Genomic DNA, 23,662 nt, shown 5'->3' with positions numbered 1-23,662 from the left:
ACCAACCTTACAACCTTGCCTCCTTACAACTTTTCCACTTTTTTCAGAAAACTTGTCATATAAATCCCCGCCTCTTCCGATCAACCTGTGTAAATGAACCGCAACCAGCTAGAAACTTTTCTCCGCGATCACCACAGAGAGGCCTTCCTTTGGGCGAGGCAGTGCTGTGGGTTTGACGGGGAACTGGCAAAGGACGTCATTCAGCAGGTTTATCTAAAGATATTGGAGGGGAAAGCAAGACTGAAAAATGAGGAGTATCCCAAGACTTGGCTGTTTGCCATCATTCGGTTTACAGCCATCGACGAGCTAAGAAAATCAGGAAAAACAGAAAGTCTGGATGCTGAAGTAGAGATCATCTGGGAAGAGGCAGAACCCGAGCCGGAAACCTACGAAGCGTTGATTCGTCGGCTTCCAAAGATGCAGCAGGAAGTGATGCTGATGGTTTTCTACCACGAAATGACGCTGGAGCAAACCGCAGAGGTGCTCAAGCTCCATATCGGGACGGTCAGAACTCACTACGATCGGGGCAAAAAGAAACTGAAAGAATGGATAGAAAAAATGAGAATTGAGAAATGAGACATTCCGAAGAAGAAAAAGAAATAAGAGGCTTCTTTCAGGCCATGAAAGAAAAAGATCGGGAGATTCCTCTACCTGATTTCCCGAAAATCCCGAAAGAAAGGAGCCTAAGCTGGTGGATTCCGGCTGGAATTGCAGCTTCCCTGGCGGCAGGATTTTTCCTGTTGGGAGAGAAAGAAATCCTCGGAGAAAAAGACGCTATCGTTCCTCAAAATTCAATCGGTGAGGTAATCATCATCACGCTGGAAGAAGGCCCCGACCGGGAAATGCAATTCTACATCGAACATACGACCGAGATGGATATCTGGGAATCTCCCACGGCTTCCCTACTCACCGAATACTAAACCAACTATTTCAATTCAAAAATCCAGAACTATGAAAAAGACACTCTTCCTCCTTTTTTTCCTGACTGCCAGCCTTACTCAGGCCCAAGACATCTTCAAGATGAGAATCTACTCCACGGACAATCTGATGGAATCACGGGATGACATCGAACTCTCCGATGCTCAAGTAGCCAAGATCAAGAAACTCCATGCGGACAATGCGGGCACTTTCTCCACGCTCAAGTGGGATCTGGACGATGCTACCTCCAAGCTCAAAAAAATGCTGGATCAATCCAAGATCGACCAAGCCGCTGTGTCCAAGCAAATGGACGAAGTGCTGAGACTGGAAAACCAGATGAAGAAAACACAGCTCAGTACTATGGTTTCGATCAAAAACGAGCTGACTGCTGAGCAGATCACCAAGCTGCAGCAGCGAGGTATCGCTGTCGTTGGCGGGGCATCTTCGCTCTATGGCAATCAAGTCCAGGTAATCTCAGGTTCCGGTACCGCGACCGTGCAGGGTGTAGCCACTTCCACGTCTCCCAAAATCGCCGTCAGCGTCGCCGGAAATGGTGCACAGCCCATCTTCTACATCGAAACCAAATCGGGCTTAAAGAAAGTAGCAACTTTGGAAAACATCGAGCCTAAGGACATCGAAAGCATGTCGGTCTTCAAAGGCGAAGAAGCAATCAAAAAATATGGCCAGGAAGGCGAAAACGGCGTAATCGTAGTCAAGCTGAAGAATATGCCGGATTGAGTTTCGGATCTGTTTTAAACCAAAAAAGGAAGGCTTAGGCTTTCCTTTTTTGTTGAGCAAAGTCTAACCCTCCAAGGGATCTGAAACCCTTGGAGGGATCATTCCATCAATCCAAAAACTTCCAGCTAGCCTTATGATTTTTATCCAGCGGCTTGCCGGTCACTTTGGCTCTCAGAATTTCGATCGGCATAGCGTTCTGGCTTAGGATCAGGTCATGAAATTCCTTCTCGGGCATCTTGCCGGATTCCACCATTTCTTTTCGCAGGGAATAGATTTCCAAAGCTCCAATCATATACGCGATCTGATAAAGCGGTCCATAGCTTCCTTCAAAAGACCTTCTGACTTCCGCTTCCGCATTTGCCCGCTCATGGCCGACCTTGTCCACCAACAGATCGATGCACTGCTGTGGAGTCATTTGCTCCAGATGGTAGCTGAGCGAGAAAATAATTCGTGCACAGCGGTGCATTCTCCAGAAAAGCATCCCGACTTTGTCTTTGGCATCACGCGGAAAATTCCGATCCCAAAGCACAAACTCCCAATACAGCGCCCAGCCTTCTGTCCAAAATGGCGTTCCAAACATGCGCCTGTGGGTCATGTTACGCTGATTCATAAACTGCTGCAAGTGGTGCCCAGGAATCAACTCGTGCTGAACTGTCGCGCGGGAGAAATGCGGATTGTTGCCGCGCATGGACATCATCTTATCGGCATGGCTCATATCCGAAGTCGGATAGGCGATCTGAATGACTTCCCCTCCCAAGAAGAAAGGACTCACCCGCTGTCTTTCGGCAGAGATCATGATCGTTCTCCAGCTTTCCTTTGCCAAAGGCGGTACGGTAACCAAGTCGTTTGATTCAACATAGTCAGTCGCTTCCTCAGCCAGTCGGATCACTTCGGCAGGCCAGTCGCCAGCCGGAAAATACGTCTCCTTTACCATTTCCAAAGCAGCTTTCCAGTCGTTACCAAAACCCAGTTCGTTGGATGCCTTTAGCATTTCTTTCTCACACCAGGCAAACTGCTTTTCCGCCTCGGCAATCAGTTCTTCGGGTGAATAAGCGATCATCTCGAAGCCTAATTGCTTCTCCAGCGCTTCCCGGCCGATTGGCTTTCCGATGATGCCGCTGCCATCGTCCTTCACGGAATTCGTGTAGTGCTCACGCAATGCTTTGGCATAGGCGCTCAGGTTTGCATCAAGATTTTTCCACGGTTCCGGCATCCACCAGGTGAACTGCGGATCGTAGTCAAAGTAGTAGCTGTAAGCCTCTTTGGTCACTTTTTGGATACTTTCCACGGCCTGTGCCGCCAAATCTGCTTTTTGCCAAGAGGTGTATTTTGCTGCGCTTGGAAGCGCTTTCAGCTGTGCGTCCACGGCCTTCGAGACCTCATTCCAGCTCACAGCCAGCGCTTGGGAGTCCGGCTTTTTAGCTCGCCTCCGACCCACGACAAACTCCTCCAGTGGAGCACCAAAAGCCACGACATTCTGAACTTCTGAAAATGCTCTTTGATCCAAATCCAGCTCTGCCAGTTGCTCTTCGAGAAAATTTCTGAACAGGACGTAGTCGATTTTTCCGTCTTCCGATAGCCCGCTGTAGTTCTGAGCCTGAAGCGTTTTCAGGTAATCCTGATTGAAAGCCAACATACGGGTAAAGTACTCCGCAGAAAGCTGGTTGGTGTAGAGACGGCCGAGCGCGCCTCGATCCGCTTGATAGGTTTGGATCAGGTTCACCAGCTCGGTCGCCCAGGTCAGGGTGGCGCAAAACACCAGCACCAGGGAAAGTAATAGTTTTTTCATAGTCAGTGTTTTAAATCGGTTTCTCACCCTTTCGGGAAAAATGAATGATTCCAATTAGGATTATTTTTTTGAAAAACCCGTAACCAATCACGGAAATTCTACTCTAACCGACAGTAATGTGCATTTTACATTCTTTTATGAAAGTCCTTTGAAACCAATTAATTATATTAAAAATCGCTTTGATTCGAAGGAATCTCCGGCCTTGTCACAAACAATTTATACGCACTTTTCTCCCCACTTATGGAATTAATCATCTCCAACCTCACCAAAACCTACTCCAATGGAGTGAGGGCTTTAAATGCTATTTCTCTTACCATCCCACAGGGAATGTTTGGACTGCTCGGGCCAAACGGCGCCGGAAAATCCACGCTGATGCGAACAATCGCCACGCTTCAGGATGCGGATTTAGGCTCCATTCATTTGGATGGAATCGACGTGCTGAACGACAAGCAAGCGGTACGTGAGCGATTGGGTTATCTGCCGCAGGATTTTGGACTTTATCCCCGGATCAATGCGGAAACGATGCTGGATCACATCGCGCAGATGAAAGGAATAGGAAACAAATCCGAAAGAAAGGAATTGGTCGAAGCGCTTTTGAACCGGGTTAATCTTTTTAAGGATCGCAAAAAAGCCCTAGGCACTTTCTCTGGCGGGATGCGCCAGCGATTTGGGATTGCTCAGGCGCTGGTGGGAAGCCCATCGTTGATCATCGTCGATGAACCAACCGCCGGACTCGATCCATCCGAGCGAAATAGATTCTACAATCTCCTGTCGGAAATCGGGGAAAATACCATCGTGATTCTATCCACACACATCGTGGAAGACGTGAATACGCTTTGCTCCAACATGGCTATCATCTGCATGGGCGAAGTGCTGATGCAGGGCAAGCCCAAAGACGGGTTGGCAATGGTAAATGGGAAGATCTTCCAAAAGTCCATCGAAAAGTCAGATCTGGATCAGTATCGCAAAGACTACCATGTGATCTCCACCAAGCTGATCTCAGGCAAGCTAAGCCTGCGGATCGAAAGCGAGGAAGTTCCCGGAAATGGATTTGAGCCGGCATCGGCAGATCTGGAAGATGTATACTTCAGCTTTATTTCCAAAAAAGTAGATCCCATCACCATCTAAGCGGCGCCATGTTTAAAGCTATCTTTCTCTTCGAGCTCAAATATCGATTTGGGCGACCGGCCACTTGGATTTACTTTCTGCTGTTGTTGATCGTCACAATGCTCCTGATCGGATTTGGGAATACTCCAGCATCTGAAAAAGTCTTTCACAACTCGCCATACGTTGTAGCACAGCTGCTGGTGTTGATCTCCATCTTTGGGATCCTGATCGCCTCGGCAATCATGGGCGTGCCGCTCTACCGGGATCTGGAACACAAGACCGGTACCTTTCTCTTCAGCTACCCGATCACCAAATCCGCCTACTTTATGGGCAGGTTTTGGGGATCATTCGTGACACTGCTTTTTATCTCTACCGGAGCGATCATCGGAATCTGGCTGGGAAGTCTGCTTGGCCCGACCTTCGGAACGGATGCGGAGCGGTATGGTCCCAATTTGCTGATCAACTACCTCCAGCCTTGGTTTACGCTTTTGCTGCCCAACCTCTGGCTGGCGGGTTCGCTGTTCTTTGCGCTGATTGTTTTCACCCGGAATATCCGATCCATCTATTCCGGTGGCATCGTGGTCTTCATCGTGTACCTGCTGGCTAATTTTCTTTCGCAGGACATCGAAAACAAGGACATAGTACAGCTGATTGACCCCTTTGGACTCAACACACTCAACCTCCAGACCCGCTACCTGACTCCCTACGAAAAAAACTCCTTTCTCCTGCCGGTTGAGGGAAATCTGCTCCTGAATCGGCTGCTTTGGACGGGGCTTGGTCTGGTGTTTTTTGTCTCGGCCTATGCGCGATTTAGCTTCAGTTATTTCTTTCAGACTGCTCAGAAAAAAACCAAAGTAAAGGCTGAAGCTGCCCCGACTTTTATCAACAAGAAGATCAGCGCGGTCTCCGATTTTTCAAAAAACTACCAATGGAACAGTCTGAAGACACTCACCAAGATCGAGTTTCAAAATATCGGCAAGGACATTTATTTCCGCTCCATTCTCTTGGGCGGTTTGATCTTTTTGGTCTTGGATTTCTGGATCGGAAGCACATTATACAGCGTCCCAAATTTCCCCTCCACCTCCTTCTTGATGGAGTACAAAACCTATGATTACAACCTGTTTGTATTCATCATCATCGTTTTTTTCACCGGGGAAAGTCTCCATCGAGACAAGGCCACTGGCTACTCGGTGATCAACGACACCTTCCCGGTCAGAGACGGTGTGGTGATCGCTTCCAAGTTTCTCGGCATGGCTCTGATCTGTCTGATCTTGACCAGCACTCCCATCTTAGTCGGCATGATCGTACAGTCGCTCAAGGGTTATTTTGATTACGATCTGAAGGTTTACCTGATCGACAGCTACCTGATCTCTTTCCCCGATTACCTGCAGATGGTCATGTTAGTCTTTGCGGTACATCTGCTGGTCAACAACAAGTTTGCAGGACACGCTGCCGCGATTGGTGTTTGGCTCGTGATGATCATCCTGAGAGATTTTGCCGAGTACAACTTCAACTTGTTTTTCTTCAGCTACAAGCCGGGCTATACCTGGAGCGACATGAACGGACTCGGGCATTTCGCCGAACCCTTGATTTGGTTCAATGTTTATTGGACGGCCTGGGGCATCTTTCTGGTGTTGTTCTTCAGTATCTTCTTCAGTCGTGGGACAGAAAATTCCTGGAAAAGCAGATGGAATACTGCCAAATCCCGCCTTTCTAAACCTGTCCCAAGGTTGTCTTTCATCTTCTTGGCCATCGCCCTGCTATCCGGTACCTACATCTACCACACCGTGGTGTATGAAAACAACTACGTGACTAGCGAGGAAGGCACCAAGCTGCAAGTCGCCTATGAAAAGCAACTGAAAAAATACGAGGGAATCCCTCAGCCCAAATACACAAAAGTGAACATTCAAGCAGATCTCTTTCCGCTGGATCGAAGCGCCTATTTTCTTGCAAAAGTGGAGCTGGTCAACAAGACCAACTCTCCGATTGACTCGGTTCACTTCAACTCCACTGCGCTGTATGATTTCAAAGTAATTTTGGATGGAGACACGTTGTCACATCGGTTTCCTTTGGATTTTGAAGCCAGGAAATTCCAGCTTTTTGGAAAGAAGCCTGAAAAGGAATGGTACCAGATCACAGCGCTACCGCAGACAATGATGCCCGGAGACACGCTCAATCTGACCATCGTCAGTAAGGTGGAGAACAAGGGCTTTCCGAACTCCGGATATGGTCGTGAACTGGTGTACAACGGCACATTTTTCAGCGGAGGAATCCCTGAAATCGGTTATGATCCGAGCCAGGAGATCACTTCGGACGAGGATCGGAAAAAGTACGAGCTGCCTGATAGACCTGAGGATCTTCCTCCGCACGACGATCCTAAAGGCAGAATGACGCTGCTGTTTGCGGACGATGCTGACTTCATCCAGTTTGAAGCGGTGGTCAGCACGATTCCATCTCAGATTGCGGTGGCACCGGGATACTTGCAAAAAGAATGGGAAGAAGATGGACGACGTTACTTCCACTATATCCAAGACACGCCAATCCAGTCCTTTTTCACTTTCGTGTCCGCAGAATATGAAGTACTGAAAGACGAAGCCATACTTCCTGATGGGCAAAAAGTGGCCATCGAAATCTTCCATGATCCCAAGCATACCTACAATCTCGACCGCTTCCTGGCGGCCTACAAAGATGGCCTGACCTACTTCTCAGAGACCTATGGCAACTTCCAGTTTCGGCAGATGAGATTGCTGGAGTTTCCGCGCTACGCCGGTTTTGCACAGTCTTTTCCCAATACGGTTCCGTTCTCCGAGGACTTCGGTTGGGTGGCCAACTTCGGTGATCCAGACGATTTTGACTACGTCTACTACGTTACTGCGCACGAGCTGGCTCACCAGTGGTGGGGACACCAGATCGCCCCAAATGCAACTCGCGGTGCTAACTTAATCTCAGAAGCTTTGGCAGAATATTCCGCTTTGATCTTGACGGAAAGAAAATACGGCAAGGACAACATGGCGAGGTTTCTCAAGGACGAACTTGACGGCTACCTACGCGGCAGAGGGAACGAAAGCAAAAAGGAAAACACCTTCATCAATACGAATCGGGCGTATCAGTGGTACAACAAGGGTAGTCTGATCCTGTATGGCCTGAGAGATTTGATCGGAGCCGAGGCGATGGATTCTGCGATGTACTCCTTCAATCAGGAGTTCGGACTGAAAGAAAATCCGCCTTTCCCTGGGAGTTCGGATCTCTACCGTCACCTGAAGGCCGTGACACCGGATAGCATCCAGTATTATTTGGATGACACCTGGAATAGGCTCGCACTCTATGACAACAAAATCGAGACCGCGGAAGCCAAGAAAATTTCCGAAGGAGAATATGAAGTCACACTGAAAATCAAGTCTCAAAAACTCTATGCGGACGAGGCAGGGCGTGAGACTAATGCTGAGTACGATGCGGACTACATTGACATTGGAGTATTTGCCGCCGATGATACCGATGAATATGGCCGAAAACGTACCAATCCGCTCTACATCCAAAAACATAAAATCAAACCAGGAGAAAGCACCATCTCGATCCGAGTGAAAGGTGAACCTGCAAAAGCCGGAATCGACCCGTATAACAAGTTGATCGATCGGATTCCTGATGACAATACGATCCCTGTGGAAACTCAGTAACCAGAAAAGGACACTCTTTCATCAAGGGTGACCTTTTCTACCAAATATACCAGCTCCTCACCTCTTCCTCCTCACAATAGCGACAAGAATCAAGATAAACGCTGCCGCACCGACTACCCAAACCCAAGGCTGTTCATACCATTCAGGTTTGCCAAGGTCGATGTCAATATCCAATCCGCCATCTTGAGCGAAGAGTTGGACAGAAATCATCAGACCTAAAACGGCCAAAGCCGAGATTTTCGAAAACTTATTTTCTAGATAGTTCATGGTGAAAAGTAGTTGAGGTTAACTTATTTAAATCGAATGTTATATGTCCAAGCGATACCGATCGACTGCACGTCGATAGCGGGATCCGGTGTGAAAACGTGATTATAGTAGGCGAAAATATTCCAGTTGTAATTGTGGTATCCCAGCTGTGGGCGTATATACGCACCTCCGCTTTCACTCATTCCGCTTCCTGTAAAAAACGAGTATCCTGCATCCGTACCGACAAAGACGCCTTCGGGCTGTGGATAATACCTGAACATCACTCCCAAGGGAATCACGCCGAAATCATCCGATCCTACGACGTCAGATTTTTTAAAATAGTGTGTATACCCGGAGGCGACACCGAGCCCGAAGTTGTCGGTTCGCATAAACTGCCCGGCAGCATCCAACCCCAGCGCAAACGAGGAAAAATCGGCAAGATTACCGACCGGCGCTGCGATGTTTAGCCCAAGTTTCAGCCATGAGTTTTCCTCATTGATTTCCTCCAGTTCTCGGACTTGCTGCGAAAAGGCGCTGATTCCAAATAGTAAAAGGGTAAATGACAGTAATAGCTTTTTCATAAATTAGTTGGTTTTCCACCTAGAAGCCAATAGTGGTGCCCCAAACAAATTCATCCTACCCAGAAGGCATTAAGACCCTCAAATTGAGTGATTTGGGAAAGTTTTTGGAAAGGCCGTTGCCGCCTGATGGGGACACAAATGAGAAAATGGATTCCGGAAGTGTGGAAAATCGGACACAAAGCCTGACCGCTTCACCGATGTTGATCTATTCTCTCGTTTTTCGGAAATTCAAAGGGGTCGTCCCAGAGATCGACTTGAAGCTTCGGTTGAAGTAGGATAGATTTTCAAATCCTACCCGATAAGCGATCTCCGAAATCCCGAGATCGGTCTCTTGCAAGAGTTTTTGCGCATCATTTATTCGAAGTTGCAGCAGGTATTGGGTATAGGTCTTCCTAGTTCGGAGTTTGAAAAAACGGCAAAAGGCCTCCTTGCTCAGGTTAGCGACTGCGGCGGTTTGCTCTAGTGTTATTTTTTGAAATCGGTTTTCCAGCAGAAACTGCATGACTCGATTCATCCTTGAGCCATCCTTTTCTGAAAAGTCTCTGAAAGGCACCATTCTATTCAGCGGAATCAGCTCTTCGCCTGAATTCTCGAGCAAATCGAGTAACTCAAAGGCGCGTTGAAATCGAACCAGGCCGGATCCTTTTTCGAAAATCTCAAAAATCTCAACAACTCTCTTCCGAGATTCCCCCCTCAGTTGAAAGCAAAGGCCTGCGTACTCCCTGAATTTTTTCAGAGCTTTCAGATCTTCCAACTCTCCGACAGCATTTCCCAGTGTCTCAAAGTCGAAGAAAATCGTGCTTCCTGCTATTGACAAATCAGAATCAGCGTCAAAATATTCCGCGTCGCTTCGGAATACATGGGGCGCATTTTCCCCCAAAAAGTAAACGTCTCCAGCCTGAAAGCGACCCACATAATCTCCACTCAAAAACTGCCCCTTCCCCTCCAAGATCACCGTCAACTGCAACTGCGGATGCTGATGTAGCTTATCATAAAAATGTCGACCTCTTTCTTCCTGATACCGCACAAATTCCATGTCGGATTTGGCTATTTGGAAGGAAATTATCTTTGTCATCTCTTAAAACTAGTATCAAATTGGAGCTATTCTGTCGTAATATTAATCACATTGATCAATATAGTATCACAAACTATTAATCCCGTGAAAGAATTTAGTATTTTGACAGCTTACTTTTGAGGAATAATTGTAGCCGGAAAGAAGTCCCCGGAAACTCATACAAAGCACTCATTTAAAAGATTTACTATGAACTGGAAAGGTGTATTTCCCGCGGTCACAACCAAATTCCACGCAGACGGCAGTCTGGACATGGAGCTATTTTTCAAAAACATAGATTTCCAATTGGAATCAGGTGTGCACGGAGTCATTCTGGGCGGAACCTTGGGCGAAAGCTCAGTATTGTCCCAGGAGGAAAAAATCACTCTGACGGGAGAAACTGTCAACTACATCAACGGACGGGTTCCTGTGATCTTGAATATTGCTGAAGGAGCTACAAAGGATGCACTTTTTTGGGCGAAGAAAGCCGAAGAATTGGGTGCAGCGGGCCTGATGATCTTGCCTCCGATGCGCTACGGTGCAGACGCCCGTGAGGTGGTCACCTACTTCAAAACTGTGGCCAACTCCACGACACTCCCAATGATGATCTACAACAATCCAGTGGACTACAAGACTTTGGTGACTCTGGACATGTTCGCCGAATTGGCGGAGTGTAAAAACATCGAAGCCATAAAAGAATCGACTCGGGACATCTCCAATGTCACTCGCATGATCAATCGGTTTGGTGATCGATATGCAATTCTTTGTGGTGTAGATACCTTGGCAATGGAAGAATTGCTAATGGGAGCAGTTGGCTGGGTTGCAGGTTTGGTTTGCGCTTTCCCTAAGGAAACCGTCACCGTCTTCAACCTCTTGCAGGAGGGAAAAATCGAAGAAGCGAGAGAAATCTATCGTTGGTTCCTGCCACTATTGGAGTTGGACATCCACCCGAAACTGGTTCAATACATCAAGCTCGCCGAGCAGCATTGCGGCATCGGATCTGAGCATGTACGCGCACCAAGACTGACGTTGATCGGAGAAGAAAGAGAAAGAATCGAAGGAATCATTACCGAAGGCTTGGCAAAAAGACCGAAATTGTGAGGAAGACGGAAGTCTGAAGACCGGAGACGGAAGCCTTCTCCGGTCTTCGGACTTCCGCCTCTTAACAAATCTCTCCTTTCTCTAACCTAGCAAAACCATGAACTTCGACTCAATTTTCAGCGCAGCCCAAGAAGCCTTCCTTTTTTACAAAAACCTCCCGGGAAAAGAGAAGGGGGAGTTTTTGGACACACTTGCAGAAACCCTTGAAGCAAACCGCGCAGAAATCGTCCCGTTGGCGGTGAAAGAATCCAACCTTCCTGAGGGCCGAATCAACGGCGAATTGGGCAGGACAACCGGTCAGATCAAGCTTTTCGCGAACATGGTCAAGGAAGGTTCTTGGGTGGAAGCAACCGTCGATCCGGCTGATCCCAACCGTGCCCCTTTGCCAAAAGCCGACATTCGTCGTATGCTGACACCTCTCGGTCCAGTCGTCGTGTTCGGCGCGAGCAACTTCCCGCTTGCATTTTCCACTGCAGGTGGTGACACCATTTCCGCCTTGGCTTCTGGTTGTCCGGTGATTTATAAGGCCCACCCCGCTCATCCTGAGACCTCTCGAAAAGTTGCCGATTGCATCCATCAGGCGATCTTAAAGTCAGGTTTGCCATCTGCACTTTTCACCCACGTCGAGGGAGGCATCGCCGAAGGACAGGCTTTGGTAAAGCATCCGGCAGCAAAAGCGGTGGCCTTCACTGGCTCTCATGTCGGCGGAATGGCACTCTTCGATCTTGCCAACAAGCGTGACGAGCCGATTCCGGTCTATGCCGAGATGGGCTCTGTGAATCCTATTTTCTGTTTCCCCAAAAAACTAGCGGCCAATAACGATGCGCTAGCCAAGGCTTTTGTAGGATCTTTGACCTTGGGCGTCGGGCAGTTTTGTACCAATCCCGGCTTGATCTTCGTGCCGGAGAGCCAGGCAAAAACTTTTGAAAATGCCATCGCGGAGGAGTTAAAAGATATCGCTGGCGCACCGATGCTCCATCCCGGGATCGCGCAAGCCTATTACGACTCGATTCAGTTTTTGGAGTCTCGTGAAGAGCTTCGCTGGGTCAAAGTGGCCGATCCCAAACACCTGATCAATGGTAGTACGGCCTTGGCAGAGATCAAAGCGGCAGATTGGCTGGCGGACAAAGTCTTCCAAAAAGAAGTCTTCGGCGCATTTGCCATGATGGTGGTCTATCAGTCTGAGGACGAATTGGCCGAAATCGCCAAAAACCTCCACGGACAGCTGACGATCACCGTCTGGGCGGAGGAAGAAGAGTTGAGAAATCAACTTTTCCTGATCAATTTGTTAGAGGAAAAGTGTGGCCGCCTACTCTTCAAAGGCGCACCGACGGGTGTGGAAGTTGGCTATGCGATGCAGCACGGCGGACCTTATCCATCAACTACCGCAGCAAACAGTACCTCTGTTGGCGCTCATGCCATCAAGCGATTTGCCCGACCCATCGCTTTTCAAGATATGCCACAGGATTTGCTTCCTGATGCTTTGCGAGATGGAAATCCGCTGGGAATCTGGAGACTGGTAAATGGAAATTACGAGAAGTGAGTTTATGCCCTTCGGCTTCCAACAAAATTATGTCAGTCCGAGCGGAGTCGAGGACCCTTCGACTTCGCGACTCTAGTCGCTCAGGGTGTCGCCAATTTTCAAATCTTACAATTTTAGAATTTTGCATTCCAATAGATGGCTTCACGTCACACCTTTAGCTGCATAGATGCCCACACCTGCGGCAATCCCGTCCGGGTAGTTTCCGGCGGAGTTCCCTTTCTGAAAGGAAACAACATGCTGGAAAAGCGCCAGTATTTTCTGGAAAACCTGGACTGGATTCGTACCGGCCTAATGTTTGAGCCGCGCGGCCACGACATGATGTCTGGGTCCATGCTTTTCCCTCCTCACGATCCTGAAAATGACTTCTCGGTACTCTTTATCGAGACTTCGGGCTGTCTGCCCATGTGCGGACACGGCACGATCGGAACGATTACCATTGCGATTGAAGAAGGTTTGATTCAACCCAAAACCCCCGGCTTTCTCCGAATGGAAGCGCCTGCCGGGCTCGTGCTGATCGAATATAAGCAGGAAGGCACGAAGGTCAAATCTGTGAAGTTGACCAATGTGAAAAGCTTCCTGGCTGCCGAAGCATTGGAAATCGAAAGCGAGGAGCTTGGGAAATTGACGGTAGACGTAGCCTATGGCGGCAACTTCTACTGCATCGTCGATCCACAGGAAAACTTCCCCGGAATCGAACACTTCAAAGCCGAGCAACTGATCTCGATGGCACGAAATCTTCGCCAAAAGATGAATGAAAAATATGAGTTCATCCATCCCGAACATGACAAGATCCGTGGACTTTCTCACGTGCTCTGGACGGGGAAAACCTTGGACCCTACGAGTACCGCACGAAATGCCGTATTCTACGGTGACAAAGCCATCGACCGCTCACCCTGCGGTACCGGCACCTCGGCGCGCATGGCACAGTGGTTTGCCAAAGGCTGGCTAAAGCCCGGCGACGAGTTTATCCACGAGAGCTTCATTGGCTCCAAATTTATCGGTCGGATCGAGGAAGTCACCGAGATCGGCGACAAGCCTGCCATCATCCCGAGCATCGAAGGCTGGGCCAAAGTCTATGGATACAACACGATCATCCTGGACGACGACGACCCGTATGTCCATGGATTTCAAGTCATCTAAACAGACGCTAGATATTAGACACAAGTATCAAGACTTCCAACTTTCATTGTCTGGCGTCTTGCTACTAGCTACTTGATACTTATTCATGAAACCAACCCTCATCATCGGCGGCGGCATCGTCGGTTTATTTTCTGCTTATTTTCTTCAAAAAGAAGGTGTCGAAGTCACGGTGATCGATCGGACAGACCTGTCTGAAAATTGCTCGACGGGCAATGCCGGTATGATCGTGCCGAGTCATATTATCCCATTGGCGGCTCCGGGGATGATCAGCAAGGGGATTTCTTGGATGTTTTCCTCCAAAAGTCCCTTTTACATCCATCCCCGTTTGGATATGAAACTGGCTAAGTGGTGCATGCTTTTCTTCAAAGCGGCCAATGAAAGTCAAGTGAAGAAGGCCATTCCTTTTCTCAAAAACCTCAGTTTGCTCAGCAAAGCGCTCTATCTGGACTTCAAAGAAGAACATCCCGATGCTGCTTTGGCACTTCAGGAAAAAGGCCTGCTGATGGCCTACCAATCCGAGGCGATGGAAAGGGAAGAAACCGAATTTGCTCATTTGGCCAGAAAACACGGACTCGACGTCGATATTCTGACTCCGGAAGACATCCGAAAAGCAGAACCCAACCTTGAGCTCAAAGCACGTGGTGCGGTGCATTTCACAGGCGACGCACATCTGGATCCGGGAGCTTTGTATGGTTTTTTGAAAAAATACCTGGCTGAAAAAGAAGTAAAATTCCTAACGAACACGCAAGTGACAGGCTTCGAAAAAACCGCTTCAAAAGTCACTGCCGTCATTACGGATCAAGGAAAGTTCGACTTAGAAAAAGTGATCCTTTGCGGCGGATCTTGGTCAGAAGAACTGGCTAACATGCTTGGATTTCCCCTTCCGATGATGGGTGGAAAGGGCTACTCTTTCCTTCAGGAAAACAAACCGGAAATCAAGCTGGCCGCGATCCTGACCGAGCAAAAAGTCGCCGTCAGCCCGTACGGAAAAACCGTCCGATTTGGAGGGACAATGGAAATCGCAGGAACGAATCAGTCGATCAACAAAAACCGGGTGAAGGGAATCTATGAAGCCATCAACAGGTACTATCCGGACTTTCAAGCCAAGTTTCCTGAAGAGGGCAAGATCTGGAAAGGGCTCCGTCCCTGTTCTCCCGACGGTTTGCCATACCTCGGTTTCGCACCAAACTATAGCAACGTGCTGGTGAACAGCGGCCATTCAATGATGGGGGTTTCTTTGGCGCCTGCCTCTGGAAAAATCGTCGCCGAACTTCATCAGCAAAAAGACCCTTCTATGGAAATCCAGGGATTTGAGGTGGGGAGATATGCTTAAAATTTTTGTGCAAAGGCCCTTCTGCCCTGCTTTTCCATCCAATAGCAGGACCTAGTCCATATCCTTTTTCGAAGTCATCGCCTCCACCATCATGTCAAAAGCCTTTCGAATTTCTGCAAACTGCCGATCTCTAGATTCTTCGAGTAGGTCATTTGAAACTGAAGTAGCGGTCACAAACCGCTCAAACAAACCGGAAAACTCGACCGCATCCTTGTTGCTTTCGATACCCCAAGTACCTAGATAAGCACTGAGCTTTTCCACTTTCAATCCGACATGCGGCACTGCATAGCTCATCGCGGTAATCGCTCCATGAAGACTCGTCCCGATGTAGCATTTTGAGTTGGCGATCAGATACATGATATCCCAGATCGTGTCGGCATCGAAGTAGGTAAACGGCGATTTTACCAGCTTACCTAGATTTTGCAGAGCCTCGTGATCGTCGTGATCCAGTGCCTTCCCGATGGGGCAAAAACACAATTTGGTATCTCCCTCCCCATACACCAGATCCAGTTCCGCAGCAATGGTCGTTTCATGCCCTCTAGTGGTTTTCTTATTGATCTGTACAAAAGCAAACTTCCCCTTATTTTTTTCCACATAGGATTTTACTTCAGGACTCACGTTAGCTTCAAGAGTTTCCACGGGAAAAAACTCCGACATCAAAATCGCCGAGTCAGGAAACAGATCGGCTTTCAATCCTGCTTTTAGTACATTTTGAAGCGTCACCTCATCTCTAACTGCGAAATAATCGGCTTGTTGAAGATTGGGTTTCAGCTCGGGAAACTTCGCAAAAGTCGCTGCACTGAGTCCCGATCCACCCAAAGAATTGAGCAGTACCGATTTTATTCCTGGGAAATCTCTTTTGTCCAATAGAAAGGGAAGTGGCGTCTTCCCCTTGAGAAACGCTTTCGTGAGCGCATTGAGATCGAGAATCTTGTTTATCTTTTTATGGCGGTAGTTGATCTTCTGAAAAAGTGGATTCAGAGCCGCATAGAGTGAGTTCCAGGTTACTCCCAAGGCTTCACCCCCCGCGATGATTACGTGAACGGGGTGATTGACGTCGGAGCATTGGCGATAAAACTCCCGAAGTCCCTGCGTAGGGATACCACCTTGAGGCCTTAGATCACTTCTGACCAAACCAAAAAATTGAAACCGAAAATCCAGCCCATAGGATTGAAGCTGTTTTTCCAAGATGATGGGAAAAAGGAGATCCCCGTAATTGTATCGATCAAAGGCGCCGATAATAAGTATGTCTCGCATTGAATTTTCCAGTTTTAAAATGCAGGCTCTTATCCTGTCTGCAATGTTGATTGGGAAAAGATGACTAAATTCCTTGCCAAGCCCGAAACTCGACCTTGTTTTTCAGCATATTAATTTCGCTACGCTAAGGTAATCCAAAAGCGTCCTAAGTTTTGGCCTACTTTTGGAAAGGTGGCGAGTACAAATTTTATCAAACATCTCTGACTTGAAAAGCCCATCGCCCGCAGCAAAGCGCATTTTTTCCGGATCGGTATGGGGCATCCTTTCCAAAATTCTGGATGCGGGTGCAAAATTCATCACGATTCCTCTATTGGTAGGTTATTACGGCAAAGGCGACTATGGCCTTATTGCTTTGGCATTTTCGCTCAATGCCTACCTCCGTCTGATGGACCTAGGCATGAACGTTGGTTCGGTGCGGTTCCTTTCGCAATGGGAAGCAAAAGGCGATTGGAATTCGATCAGCAGAGCGTCAAAGTCCGGCGTCATCTTTTACGGCATCATCGGGTTATTCAATGCGCTGGTCTTCCTGTTTATGGCGTTTAATGGGGAATTTTTCTTTAAGCTTTCCCCCGATCAAATTCCCGTCTATCAGACGATGATGTTTATCCTTTCGGCCAGTACTATCCCAAACTGGCTCTCCAATGTTGTGGTGCAGTTGCTGAGCGCAAAAGACGAATTAGGCTACGTCAATCGTGCATTTTTGATCAGCAGCCTAGCTAATTTTGGCGTAGCCTTGACAGCAATCCATTTCAAATGGTCTCTTCCTGCTTACTTCTTGGGGTACACCTTGGCTACGCTGCTGCCCATTCCCATGAACATCGTCAGGCTAAAGGTCTTTCCGCTCCGGCTTTCCCAACTCCTGCTTCCCAAATGGGATCTGCCGATATTCAAAGAAATCATCGGATACAGCGCTGCGATTTTTCTGATGGGAATTTTCCAGTTGACTGCTAATGAGCTCCGGCCGATCCTCTTGGCGAGATATGCTTCCAGTATTGACGTGCTGACCGATTACCGTGTGATTCAGACGATTGCGATGTTGGTCATCTCGTTTGGAAGTATCTTTCTCCAAGTGTTACTGCCGTCTGCCTCCAAGGTCTATGCGGAAGGAAATCCGGCCAAGATGGAGCGGATGGTCCTAGAGGCTACGCGCTACATCTCGATCTTTCTGTGCTTTGTCGTGTTCATTCTTATCCTCAATTCCCGCGATCTACTAGGCGTGTACATGGGGCCCGACTACCTCTACCTTTCTCCCTGGCTGAACCTCTGGCTGCTCACCGTCCTGCTCAACATGCACAATACACCGGTGGCAAGTCTGGTACTTTCCTCCGGCAAAACAAAGGCACTGATCTACTCATCTGCCATCTCGTGTATTGTGTCCCTCCCGATCACCGTGATTCTCGCTCCGACGATGAACGTGGGCGCAGCGGTATTGGGCTATCTGGTGTACATGTCTATACAAATTGGCTTTTTTTATGTGTACTATATCCCAAAGATCCTTCACTTGAGCAGTCGAAAGATCTTAACCACTTCCTTCATCCCAGCCTTGGCGGCAGGGCTTTTGTCCTTTGGCGGAGCCTACGGATTGCAAAAGTGGCTAGCATTGGGAGATTCTGAGTGGCTAAAAATGATCGTAAATTCAGGTGTGTTTTTACTGATATTTTTGGGAATGGTCGGCGCGTTTCTGATTAGATCCGAAGAAAAACAATTCCTCAGTGCCCTTGTTCAACGGATTACCAAAAGAGTCAAATAAGTCAACGATGGTCAAATTTTCTATCTGTATCCCCGCATTCAAGAGCAGCTTTTTGCAGGAATGTATTGAGAGTATTCTGACACAGACTAACGACGACTTTGAATTGCTCATCCTCAACGACTGCTCTCCCCAGCCCGTGGAAGAGGTGGTGAAGAAGTTTGTTGATCCAAGAATCCGGTATTTTGCCAATGAAAAAAATGTGGGAGCCTATCACCTCGTCGACAACTGGAATAAATGTCTTTCTATCGCAGTTGGGGAATTTTTACTCATTATGGGGGACGACGACCGCCTTCATCCTGACTACCTCAGCGAGTTCGCGGCGTTGATAGAAAAATTTCCTGACTTAAACGTCTACCACTGCCGAAGCAAAATCATCAACGACGATGGGGATACTGTGCGCCTTACGCCAGCATTGCCAGCCTTTGAACACGTCTTTGATTCCATCTGGCAGCGCCTGGAGCAGCTGCGCTCCAACTACATCTCGGATTATGTCTATCGTACCGCTGCTCTTCGGGCGCAGGGCGGATTCTTCCACCTTCCCTTGGCTTGGGGCTCTGATGACATCACAGCGTTCGTTGCATCGCGGGAGCATGGGATCGCCCATACCAACCGACCCGTTTTTGAGTATCGGAGTAATACGCAATCCATCACCTCCACCGGAAGTGACCTGACCAAGATGGAGGCGAATCTGGGCTATGCGGATTGGCTCCGGGATTTTTTGAAAAATAAACCCGCAGATGAGATCGATCAGATTGCGAAAGACTACCTGCTGACTCATTTCGATAGGCTGATGCAAAAGCGTCGCTCCTATACGATACTGATATCGATGAAAAGCAATCGAATAGCAAAAGCCAGGAATTGGTGGAATAACCGACAGAAGTTCGGCTTGTCTAGCCGTGATATTGCAGTTACTTTTTTAAAGAGTTTTCAACAATGATGAATTCAGAGAATGCTCCGATTCCGATAATTTTCAACCCTCCGGAAAACTCGGAAAATCAATACGTCGGTATTCTGGTGAAAGGAATCGAAGCAAATGGGTTTTTGGTGAATGGTTTAGATGATTTCTTCAAAAGCCCAACTCACTTCAAATCGATCCAACTGGTGCATTTAAATTGGTTTGAAAATCTGGATGAGAGCTCCAAGTCAGCGATGTGGAAGAGTTTTTTCCGAAAAACCGTTGCGCTCTTGGCTATTAAAGCAAGCGGGAAAAAGCTCGTCTGGACAATGCACAACCGCCTTTCCCATGAAAAAGGGTCTGGGAACCTCAGCAGAGTTCTCGTAAAGCTACTACTCAAAAGCGTCGACGCAGTCGTGATCCATTGTGCCGAAACTGCCAGTGTATTGAGAGAAATTTATCCCAGGTTTCGGACAAAAGTCGTCCTAATCCCGCACCCTAACTTTATCGGTACCTATGGTCCAATTGCCAGTCCTTCCGAAAAACAGCAAAGTACACTAAAGCTCCTCTTTATGGGAGCTGTGAAGCCCTATAAAAATCTGGAGCTATTGATCCGGGTGTGTCGGCAATTTGAAGGTGTGCAGTTGACGATAGCGGGAAAGCCCGCCACGGAAGCTTATGCCCATGAGCTTCAAAGTTTGGCGACAAATGCAGAACAGGTCCAGCTCAAATTGGGTTTTGTCGACGACCATCAAATCCCGGAGTTGATTGGAGATTCTGACCTATTGATTTTGCCTTATGATCTGAGGAGCAGTCTCAATTCAGGGACGGTAATCCTGGCTTTTTCCTATGCCCGCACCGTGATCTGTCCGAGAATTGGCACCATTGATGAACTTGCTGCCGGGCAATCAGATGTCTTTGCTTATTCCTATGTATCGGAGTCGGAACATGAATCGAAACTCCGCAATGCCCTCCAAAAAGCATTGGAAATCAAGCAAGAAAACAGGCTCAGCCTTTTGCAAATGGGCAAAAAAATGCAGGATTTGATTCGAAAAGAGAATGATCCGTTGATCGCAATAAATGGGCTCTCCAGTTTGTATCGGGACCTTTTATCTTAATTTTCAAACGATGAAAATACTCTACATCAATTCCCTATACAGTCCTCTGATCAAGGGCGGAGCCGAGCTGTCACTCCAACTGATCGTGGAGGGCATGAAAAGCTTGGGTCATGAGGTGGTGGTCGCCAGCCTGCACCCCGAACCTGCACCCAAGGTGGACGAGCTGAATGGAGTAAAAGTCTATCGTGTTCCGTTGGAAAACGCATACTGGCCTTATTTGGATACCCAACCGTCAACACTTGCTAAGATGGCGTGGCATGCCCGGGATCGAAAAAACCTTACCATGGGCAAGAAAATTCGACAAATCCTTAAAGACGAACAGCCTAGTGTGGTTTCCTGTCATAATTTGGCCGGCTGGTCTATCGCCGTTTGGGATGAAATCTATGCGCTCGGTGTCCCCATCATCCAGGTGCTTCACGATTTCTACCTGCTGTGCCCCAACAGTAATATGAACAAAGCTGGGATTCCCTGCGAGGATCAGTGCATGAGTTGCCAACTCCTGCGATACAGTCATGCAAAGAACTCTTCCAAAGTAAGTGCTGTAGTGGGGATCAGTCAAAGTATCTTAAATCGGTTCACTTCCGCGGGCTATTTTTCCCAGGCCTCCAAGCAGGTCATCTATAATGTCCGAACAGCCCCCGAACCCCAACCTCCGAGAGTACGGAAACCAAGAGAAAAACTAATCTTAGGCTATCTGGGCACAGTCTCAAAGGTGAAAGGAGTAGCGTGGCTGATCGATCAATTTCAAAAACTGAGTATCCCCCGAACGCTGAAAATAGCCGGAAAAGGTGATGATGCTACTTTGGAAGAGTTTCGGGCTTTGGCTAAAATTTCTCCGGTTGAATTTGTTGGCTACGTTAAACCCAACGAATTTCTAAAAACGATCGATATCCTCGTGGTGCCGAGCCTTTGGGAAGAGCCGCTCGGAATGGTGGCCATAGAGGCATTGGCCAATGGCATTCCTGTAATCACTTCAGGAAAAGGTGGGCTGAGCGAAAGTGTCAAACATGAAAAAAACGGGTTAATCTGCTCTCCCGAACAGCCAAATTCCTTGGGCGAAGCAATCGTCAGAATATACGACTACCCCTCACTATACAATCGTCTGAGCGCTGCTGCGTCATTTTCTGTTTCTCACTTTCTGGACAAAAGCCGACTAATCTCAGAATACAGCCAAGTCATCCAAGAAACAAAATCTAAAAAATTCACGGATTGATATGCGTCCCTCCCTTGCCACCGGCTCAGTGTCGCCATCGGGTTTTAACCGGCGATCAGTTACCTTGGGGGAAGTGCTTTTTCTATTGTCACTGATCAGCATTTTTGTTCCATGGAAAGTCTACCCGTTTTTTTTTCTCGCTTCGTCCCTATTCTTCCTCTGGGAATCCAGACCCGTTCAGCTCGAAAAATGGACCATTGCCCTGACTGTTTATGTGGCTTATGGATTACTGATCTTCGGTCTCACCTATTCAGGTCAAGGGTTGGAAATCAGCAACGCAGCCAAACTCGTGGTCAATATGCTATTCTTGGCCTGCTCCATCCATTGGCTCCGCAAGCGTGACAATGTCAGATTGACTTATTTTCTTGACTGGGCGCTGGGAATTTTATTGCTGCTGTCGCTCGTCCAGCTCTTGGTTTACCATTCCTCATTTGATTTTCGCCTGATTCTAGGATCGGACACCTCAGGGCAGGCCAGTGGGCTATATCGAAAGGCGCTCTACTATTGGGGTTTGGAAGACAAAAATATGTTTGGGGCCAGAATTGCGCTTCTGGGTTCTGTCTTTGTTTTTATCCCAGTACTTAGAAGTCAAAAACTGAGCGCATTGCGGATCTTGTTTATATTTTTGATTGCATTCCTGAGTCTATCCAGGACGCCGATGGTGGCGCTTCTGATTGGTATTTTCGCGTTGAGTTGGATGATTTTGGAGAGAAAATGGAGGATCGCTCTGCTACTCGTCCTCGCGATTGCACTCCCTTTTTTCCTTACCCAAGTGGTCCGCATCGACTCGATCACCTCGTCCAACGACGGAATGGGGATCAGGCTTGTTTATTGGAGCGCGTTCTTCAGTCACTTTTCCGACCTTTCCATTTGGGGCGGGGGATTTCTCGAGGCAGGTAGATTCCTAGAGCAAAACGCCAAATTCTACCGTGGAGAGCCCCATATCCACAACACGCTGATGACGACCTATGTCGAGTTTGGGATCATCGGATTTCTCGCATTTATCCTTTTTGTCGGACTGTTTTTCAAAACCTGCTTCCAGCAAGTGAGTCAAGTCGGCTTATGGATTGTCCTTTTCCTTCCGATCCTCGCGATCATGATGATCCTGTATTCAGGCTATGACAATGACATCGTCGTTTATTTTGTTTTAATCTGGATGGTAGGCACCCAAAGGAGGATCGATTTTCAACAAACCAAAATCAAAGCTATATGAACCGGACCAAAGTTTTGATCGATTCCAGCTGGGACGGAGAAACCGGAATCGGCAGACTCTACCGGGAGGTCATGGCCAGGAAGCCTGACTCCGTTGAAGCAATCCCACTCCTGCAAGAAAAGAATCCTGCTGGTTTTTTGGCTCCTTATCACCTGGCAAAAAAAGCCAAGGAGTTCGATGCAGAAGTATTTTATAGCCCGACTTTTATCCCTCCACTCTTTTCGGACATGCCTTTCGTCTTTACCATACACGATCTGATGCATTTGTTCTTCTACTCACGGCTGCACAAAGAATACTACCGTTGGGTAATTGGTCCCTTGGCCAAAAAAGCTAAGAAAATCATCACCGTTTCCAAGTACAGTAAGTCCCTCCTGGTAGATCATCTTGAAATCCCAGCCGATCTAATCCGGGTAATCTACAACGGAGTGGGTGAGAATTTCATGCGAAACGAACGGGAATTTGAGATGGACAGACCCTATTTTCTCTACGTGGGCAACCGACGGAATTACAAAAATATCCCGGCGATGATGGAGGCTTTCTCTCGAGCCAATATCCCACAAGACTTTGTTTTTGCCCTTTCAGGACATCGAGATCCTGAGATTGAAAATTTGATCCGCTCACTGGGAATCGAAAGTAGGGTAAGGTTTTTGGGTATGATTCCAGAAGAAGATCTCCCTGCAGTCTACAAAGGCGCGCACGCTACGCTGTTTGTTTCTAAGATGGAAGGCTTCGGTCTTCCAGTGATCGAGTCGATGGCTTCGGGTACGCCGGTGCTCACCTCCTCAGAGTCTTCCCTGCCTGAGATTGCAGGCGGAGCGGCCATTTGCGTTGCGCCGGGTAAAGTCGAGGCGATTCAGCGGGGAATCGAGCTTCTGGTCCATGATCAGAGCGCCTATCTCCACTGTGTCCAAAGAGGCCTGGAAAGAGCCAAGGACTTCTCCTGGGAAAAAACCGCCGCACAGACTTGGGAGACCATCTTGGCTTAAAACCATCAA

20 protein-coding genes are annotated in these 23,662 nt (G+C 48.0%); 15 read left to right on the top strand and 5 right to left on the bottom strand.

The window, feature by feature from the left end:
• Positions 1-93 precede the first annotated feature (93 nt).
• The 3 genes from ABD031_RS17590 to ABD031_RS17580 are packed head-to-tail and all read left to right on the top strand — an operon-like array spanning position 94 to position 1,656.
• On the top strand, positions 94-576 hold the full coding sequence (locus tag ABD031_RS17590) for an RNA polymerase sigma factor (RefSeq protein ID WP_343853848.1): 483 nt from the start codon (positions 94-96) through the stop codon (positions 574-576).
• Entirely contained in the window at positions 573-920 is a 348-nt protein-coding gene (locus tag ABD031_RS17585) for a hypothetical protein (protein ID WP_343853847.1), read from the top strand. Before ABD031_RS17590 ends, ABD031_RS17585 begins: the two co-directional genes overlap by 4 nt.
• Before the next feature lie 31 nt (positions 921-951).
• Positions 952-1,656: a periplasmic heavy metal sensor gene (locus ABD031_RS17580; protein WP_343853846.1), complete on the top strand. Its 705-nt coding sequence runs from the start codon at positions 952-954 to the stop codon at positions 1,654-1,656.
• 106 nt (positions 1,657-1,762) lie between these two features.
• On the opposite strand, the gene ABD031_RS17575 is transcribed toward ABD031_RS17580, so the two are convergent.
• Complete coding sequence (locus tag ABD031_RS17575) at positions 1,763-3,445, bottom strand: DUF885 family protein (RefSeq protein WP_343853843.1); 1,683 nt, start codon at positions 3,443-3,445, stop codon at positions 1,763-1,765.
• Positions 3,446-3,685: 240 nt separating this feature from the next.
• Between ABD031_RS17575 and ABD031_RS17570 the strand changes: the two genes are divergently transcribed.
• Entirely contained in the window at positions 3,686-4,573 is an 888-nt protein-coding gene (locus tag ABD031_RS17570) for an ABC transporter ATP-binding protein (protein ID WP_343853842.1), read from the top strand.
• A gap of 8 nt (positions 4,574-4,581) precedes the next feature.
• Positions 4,582-8,226, top strand: a complete 3,645-nt coding sequence (locus ABD031_RS17565) for an ABC transporter permease/M1 family aminopeptidase (RefSeq protein WP_343853839.1) — start codon at positions 4,582-4,584, stop codon at positions 8,224-8,226.
• Positions 8,227-8,283: 57 nt separating this feature from the next.
• Here ABD031_RS17565 and ABD031_RS17560 read toward each other — a convergent pair whose 3' ends face one another.
• The 3 genes from ABD031_RS17560 to ABD031_RS17550 all read right to left on the bottom strand — a co-directional run bounded on the left by ABD031_RS17560 (position 8,284) and on the right by ABD031_RS17550 (position 10,128).
• Complete coding sequence (locus ABD031_RS17560) at positions 8,284-8,493, bottom strand: hypothetical protein (RefSeq protein ID WP_343853838.1); 210 nt, start codon at positions 8,491-8,493, stop codon at positions 8,284-8,286.
• 23 nt (positions 8,494-8,516) lie between these two features.
• Positions 8,517-9,053: a hypothetical protein gene (locus ABD031_RS17555; protein ID WP_343853836.1), complete on the bottom strand. Its 537-nt coding sequence runs from the start codon at positions 9,051-9,053 to the stop codon at positions 8,517-8,519.
• Between the two features lie 205 nt (positions 9,054-9,258).
• Positions 9,259-10,128, bottom strand: coding sequence for an AraC family transcriptional regulator (locus ABD031_RS17550; RefSeq protein WP_343853835.1), 870 nt, complete (start codon positions 10,126-10,128; stop codon positions 9,259-9,261).
• A gap of 186 nt (positions 10,129-10,314) precedes the next feature.
• On the opposite strand from ABD031_RS17550, the gene ABD031_RS17545 reads away from it, so the two are divergent.
• The 4 genes from ABD031_RS17545 to ABD031_RS17530 all read left to right on the top strand — a co-directional run bounded on the left by ABD031_RS17545 (position 10,315) and on the right by ABD031_RS17530 (position 15,221).
• Positions 10,315-11,205: a dihydrodipicolinate synthase family protein gene (locus tag ABD031_RS17545; protein ID WP_343853834.1), complete on the top strand. Its 891-nt coding sequence runs from the start codon at positions 10,315-10,317 to the stop codon at positions 11,203-11,205.
• A gap of 97 nt (positions 11,206-11,302) precedes the next feature.
• A complete protein-coding gene (locus ABD031_RS17540; protein ID WP_343853833.1) occupies positions 11,303-12,748 on the top strand; it encodes an aldehyde dehydrogenase (NADP(+)) in 1,446 nt (481 codons plus the stop codon).
• Between the two features lie 135 nt (positions 12,749-12,883).
• Complete coding sequence (locus tag ABD031_RS17535; RefSeq protein WP_343853831.1) at positions 12,884-13,888, top strand: 4-hydroxyproline epimerase; 1,005 nt, start codon at positions 12,884-12,886, stop codon at positions 13,886-13,888.
• A gap of 85 nt (positions 13,889-13,973) precedes the next feature.
• Positions 13,974-15,221 carry an NAD(P)/FAD-dependent oxidoreductase gene (locus ABD031_RS17530; protein ID WP_343853830.1) on the top strand — a complete coding sequence of 416 codons (1,248 nt, stop codon included), beginning with the start codon at positions 13,974-13,976 and terminating at the stop codon, positions 15,219-15,221.
• A gap of 51 nt (positions 15,222-15,272) precedes the next feature.
• Here ABD031_RS17530 and ABD031_RS17525 read toward each other — a convergent pair whose 3' ends face one another.
• Complete coding sequence (locus tag ABD031_RS17525) at positions 15,273-16,478, bottom strand: polysaccharide pyruvyl transferase family protein (RefSeq protein ID WP_343853829.1); 1,206 nt, start codon at positions 16,476-16,478, stop codon at positions 15,273-15,275.
• Positions 16,479-16,683: 205 nt separating this feature from the next.
• On the opposite strand from ABD031_RS17525, the gene ABD031_RS17520 reads away from it, so the two are divergent.
• The 6 genes from ABD031_RS17520 to ABD031_RS17495 are packed head-to-tail and all read left to right on the top strand — an operon-like array spanning position 16,684 to position 23,653.
• Positions 16,684-18,228 carry a lipopolysaccharide biosynthesis protein gene (locus ABD031_RS17520; RefSeq protein ID WP_343853826.1) on the top strand — a complete coding sequence of 515 codons (1,545 nt, stop codon included), beginning with the start codon at positions 16,684-16,686 and terminating at the stop codon, positions 18,226-18,228.
• 7 nt (positions 18,229-18,235) lie between these two features.
• Positions 18,236-19,165, top strand: coding sequence for a glycosyltransferase (locus tag ABD031_RS17515; RefSeq protein ID WP_343853825.1), 930 nt, complete (start codon positions 18,236-18,238; stop codon positions 19,163-19,165).
• Positions 19,162-20,241: a glycosyltransferase gene (locus ABD031_RS17510; RefSeq protein WP_343853823.1), complete on the top strand. Its 1,080-nt coding sequence runs from the start codon at positions 19,162-19,164 to the stop codon at positions 20,239-20,241. Before ABD031_RS17515 ends, ABD031_RS17510 begins: the two co-directional genes overlap by 4 nt.
• A gap of 10 nt (positions 20,242-20,251) precedes the next feature.
• Positions 20,252-21,454, top strand: a complete 1,203-nt coding sequence (locus ABD031_RS17505) for a glycosyltransferase family 4 protein (RefSeq protein WP_343853821.1) — start codon at positions 20,252-20,254, stop codon at positions 21,452-21,454.
• Between the two features lies 1 nt (position 21,455).
• Complete coding sequence (locus ABD031_RS17500; RefSeq protein ID WP_343853819.1) at positions 21,456-22,667, top strand: O-antigen ligase family protein; 1,212 nt, start codon at positions 21,456-21,458, stop codon at positions 22,665-22,667.
• Positions 22,664-23,653 (top strand): glycosyltransferase family 4 protein, encoded by a 990-nt coding sequence (locus ABD031_RS17495; protein WP_343853817.1) that lies wholly within the window; start codon positions 22,664-22,666, stop codon positions 23,651-23,653. Before ABD031_RS17500 ends, ABD031_RS17495 begins: the two co-directional genes overlap by 4 nt.
• Positions 23,654-23,662 lie beyond the last annotated feature (9 nt).

The sequence above is a fragment of the Algoriphagus jejuensis genome (assembly GCF_039523455.1).
Taxonomy (GTDB): Bacteria; Bacteroidota; Bacteroidia; order Cytophagales; family Cyclobacteriaceae; genus Algoriphagus; species Algoriphagus jejuensis.
The sequence above is the reverse complement of the archived record's forward strand: the minus strand, read 5'-3'. Positions and strand labels throughout refer to the sequence as shown.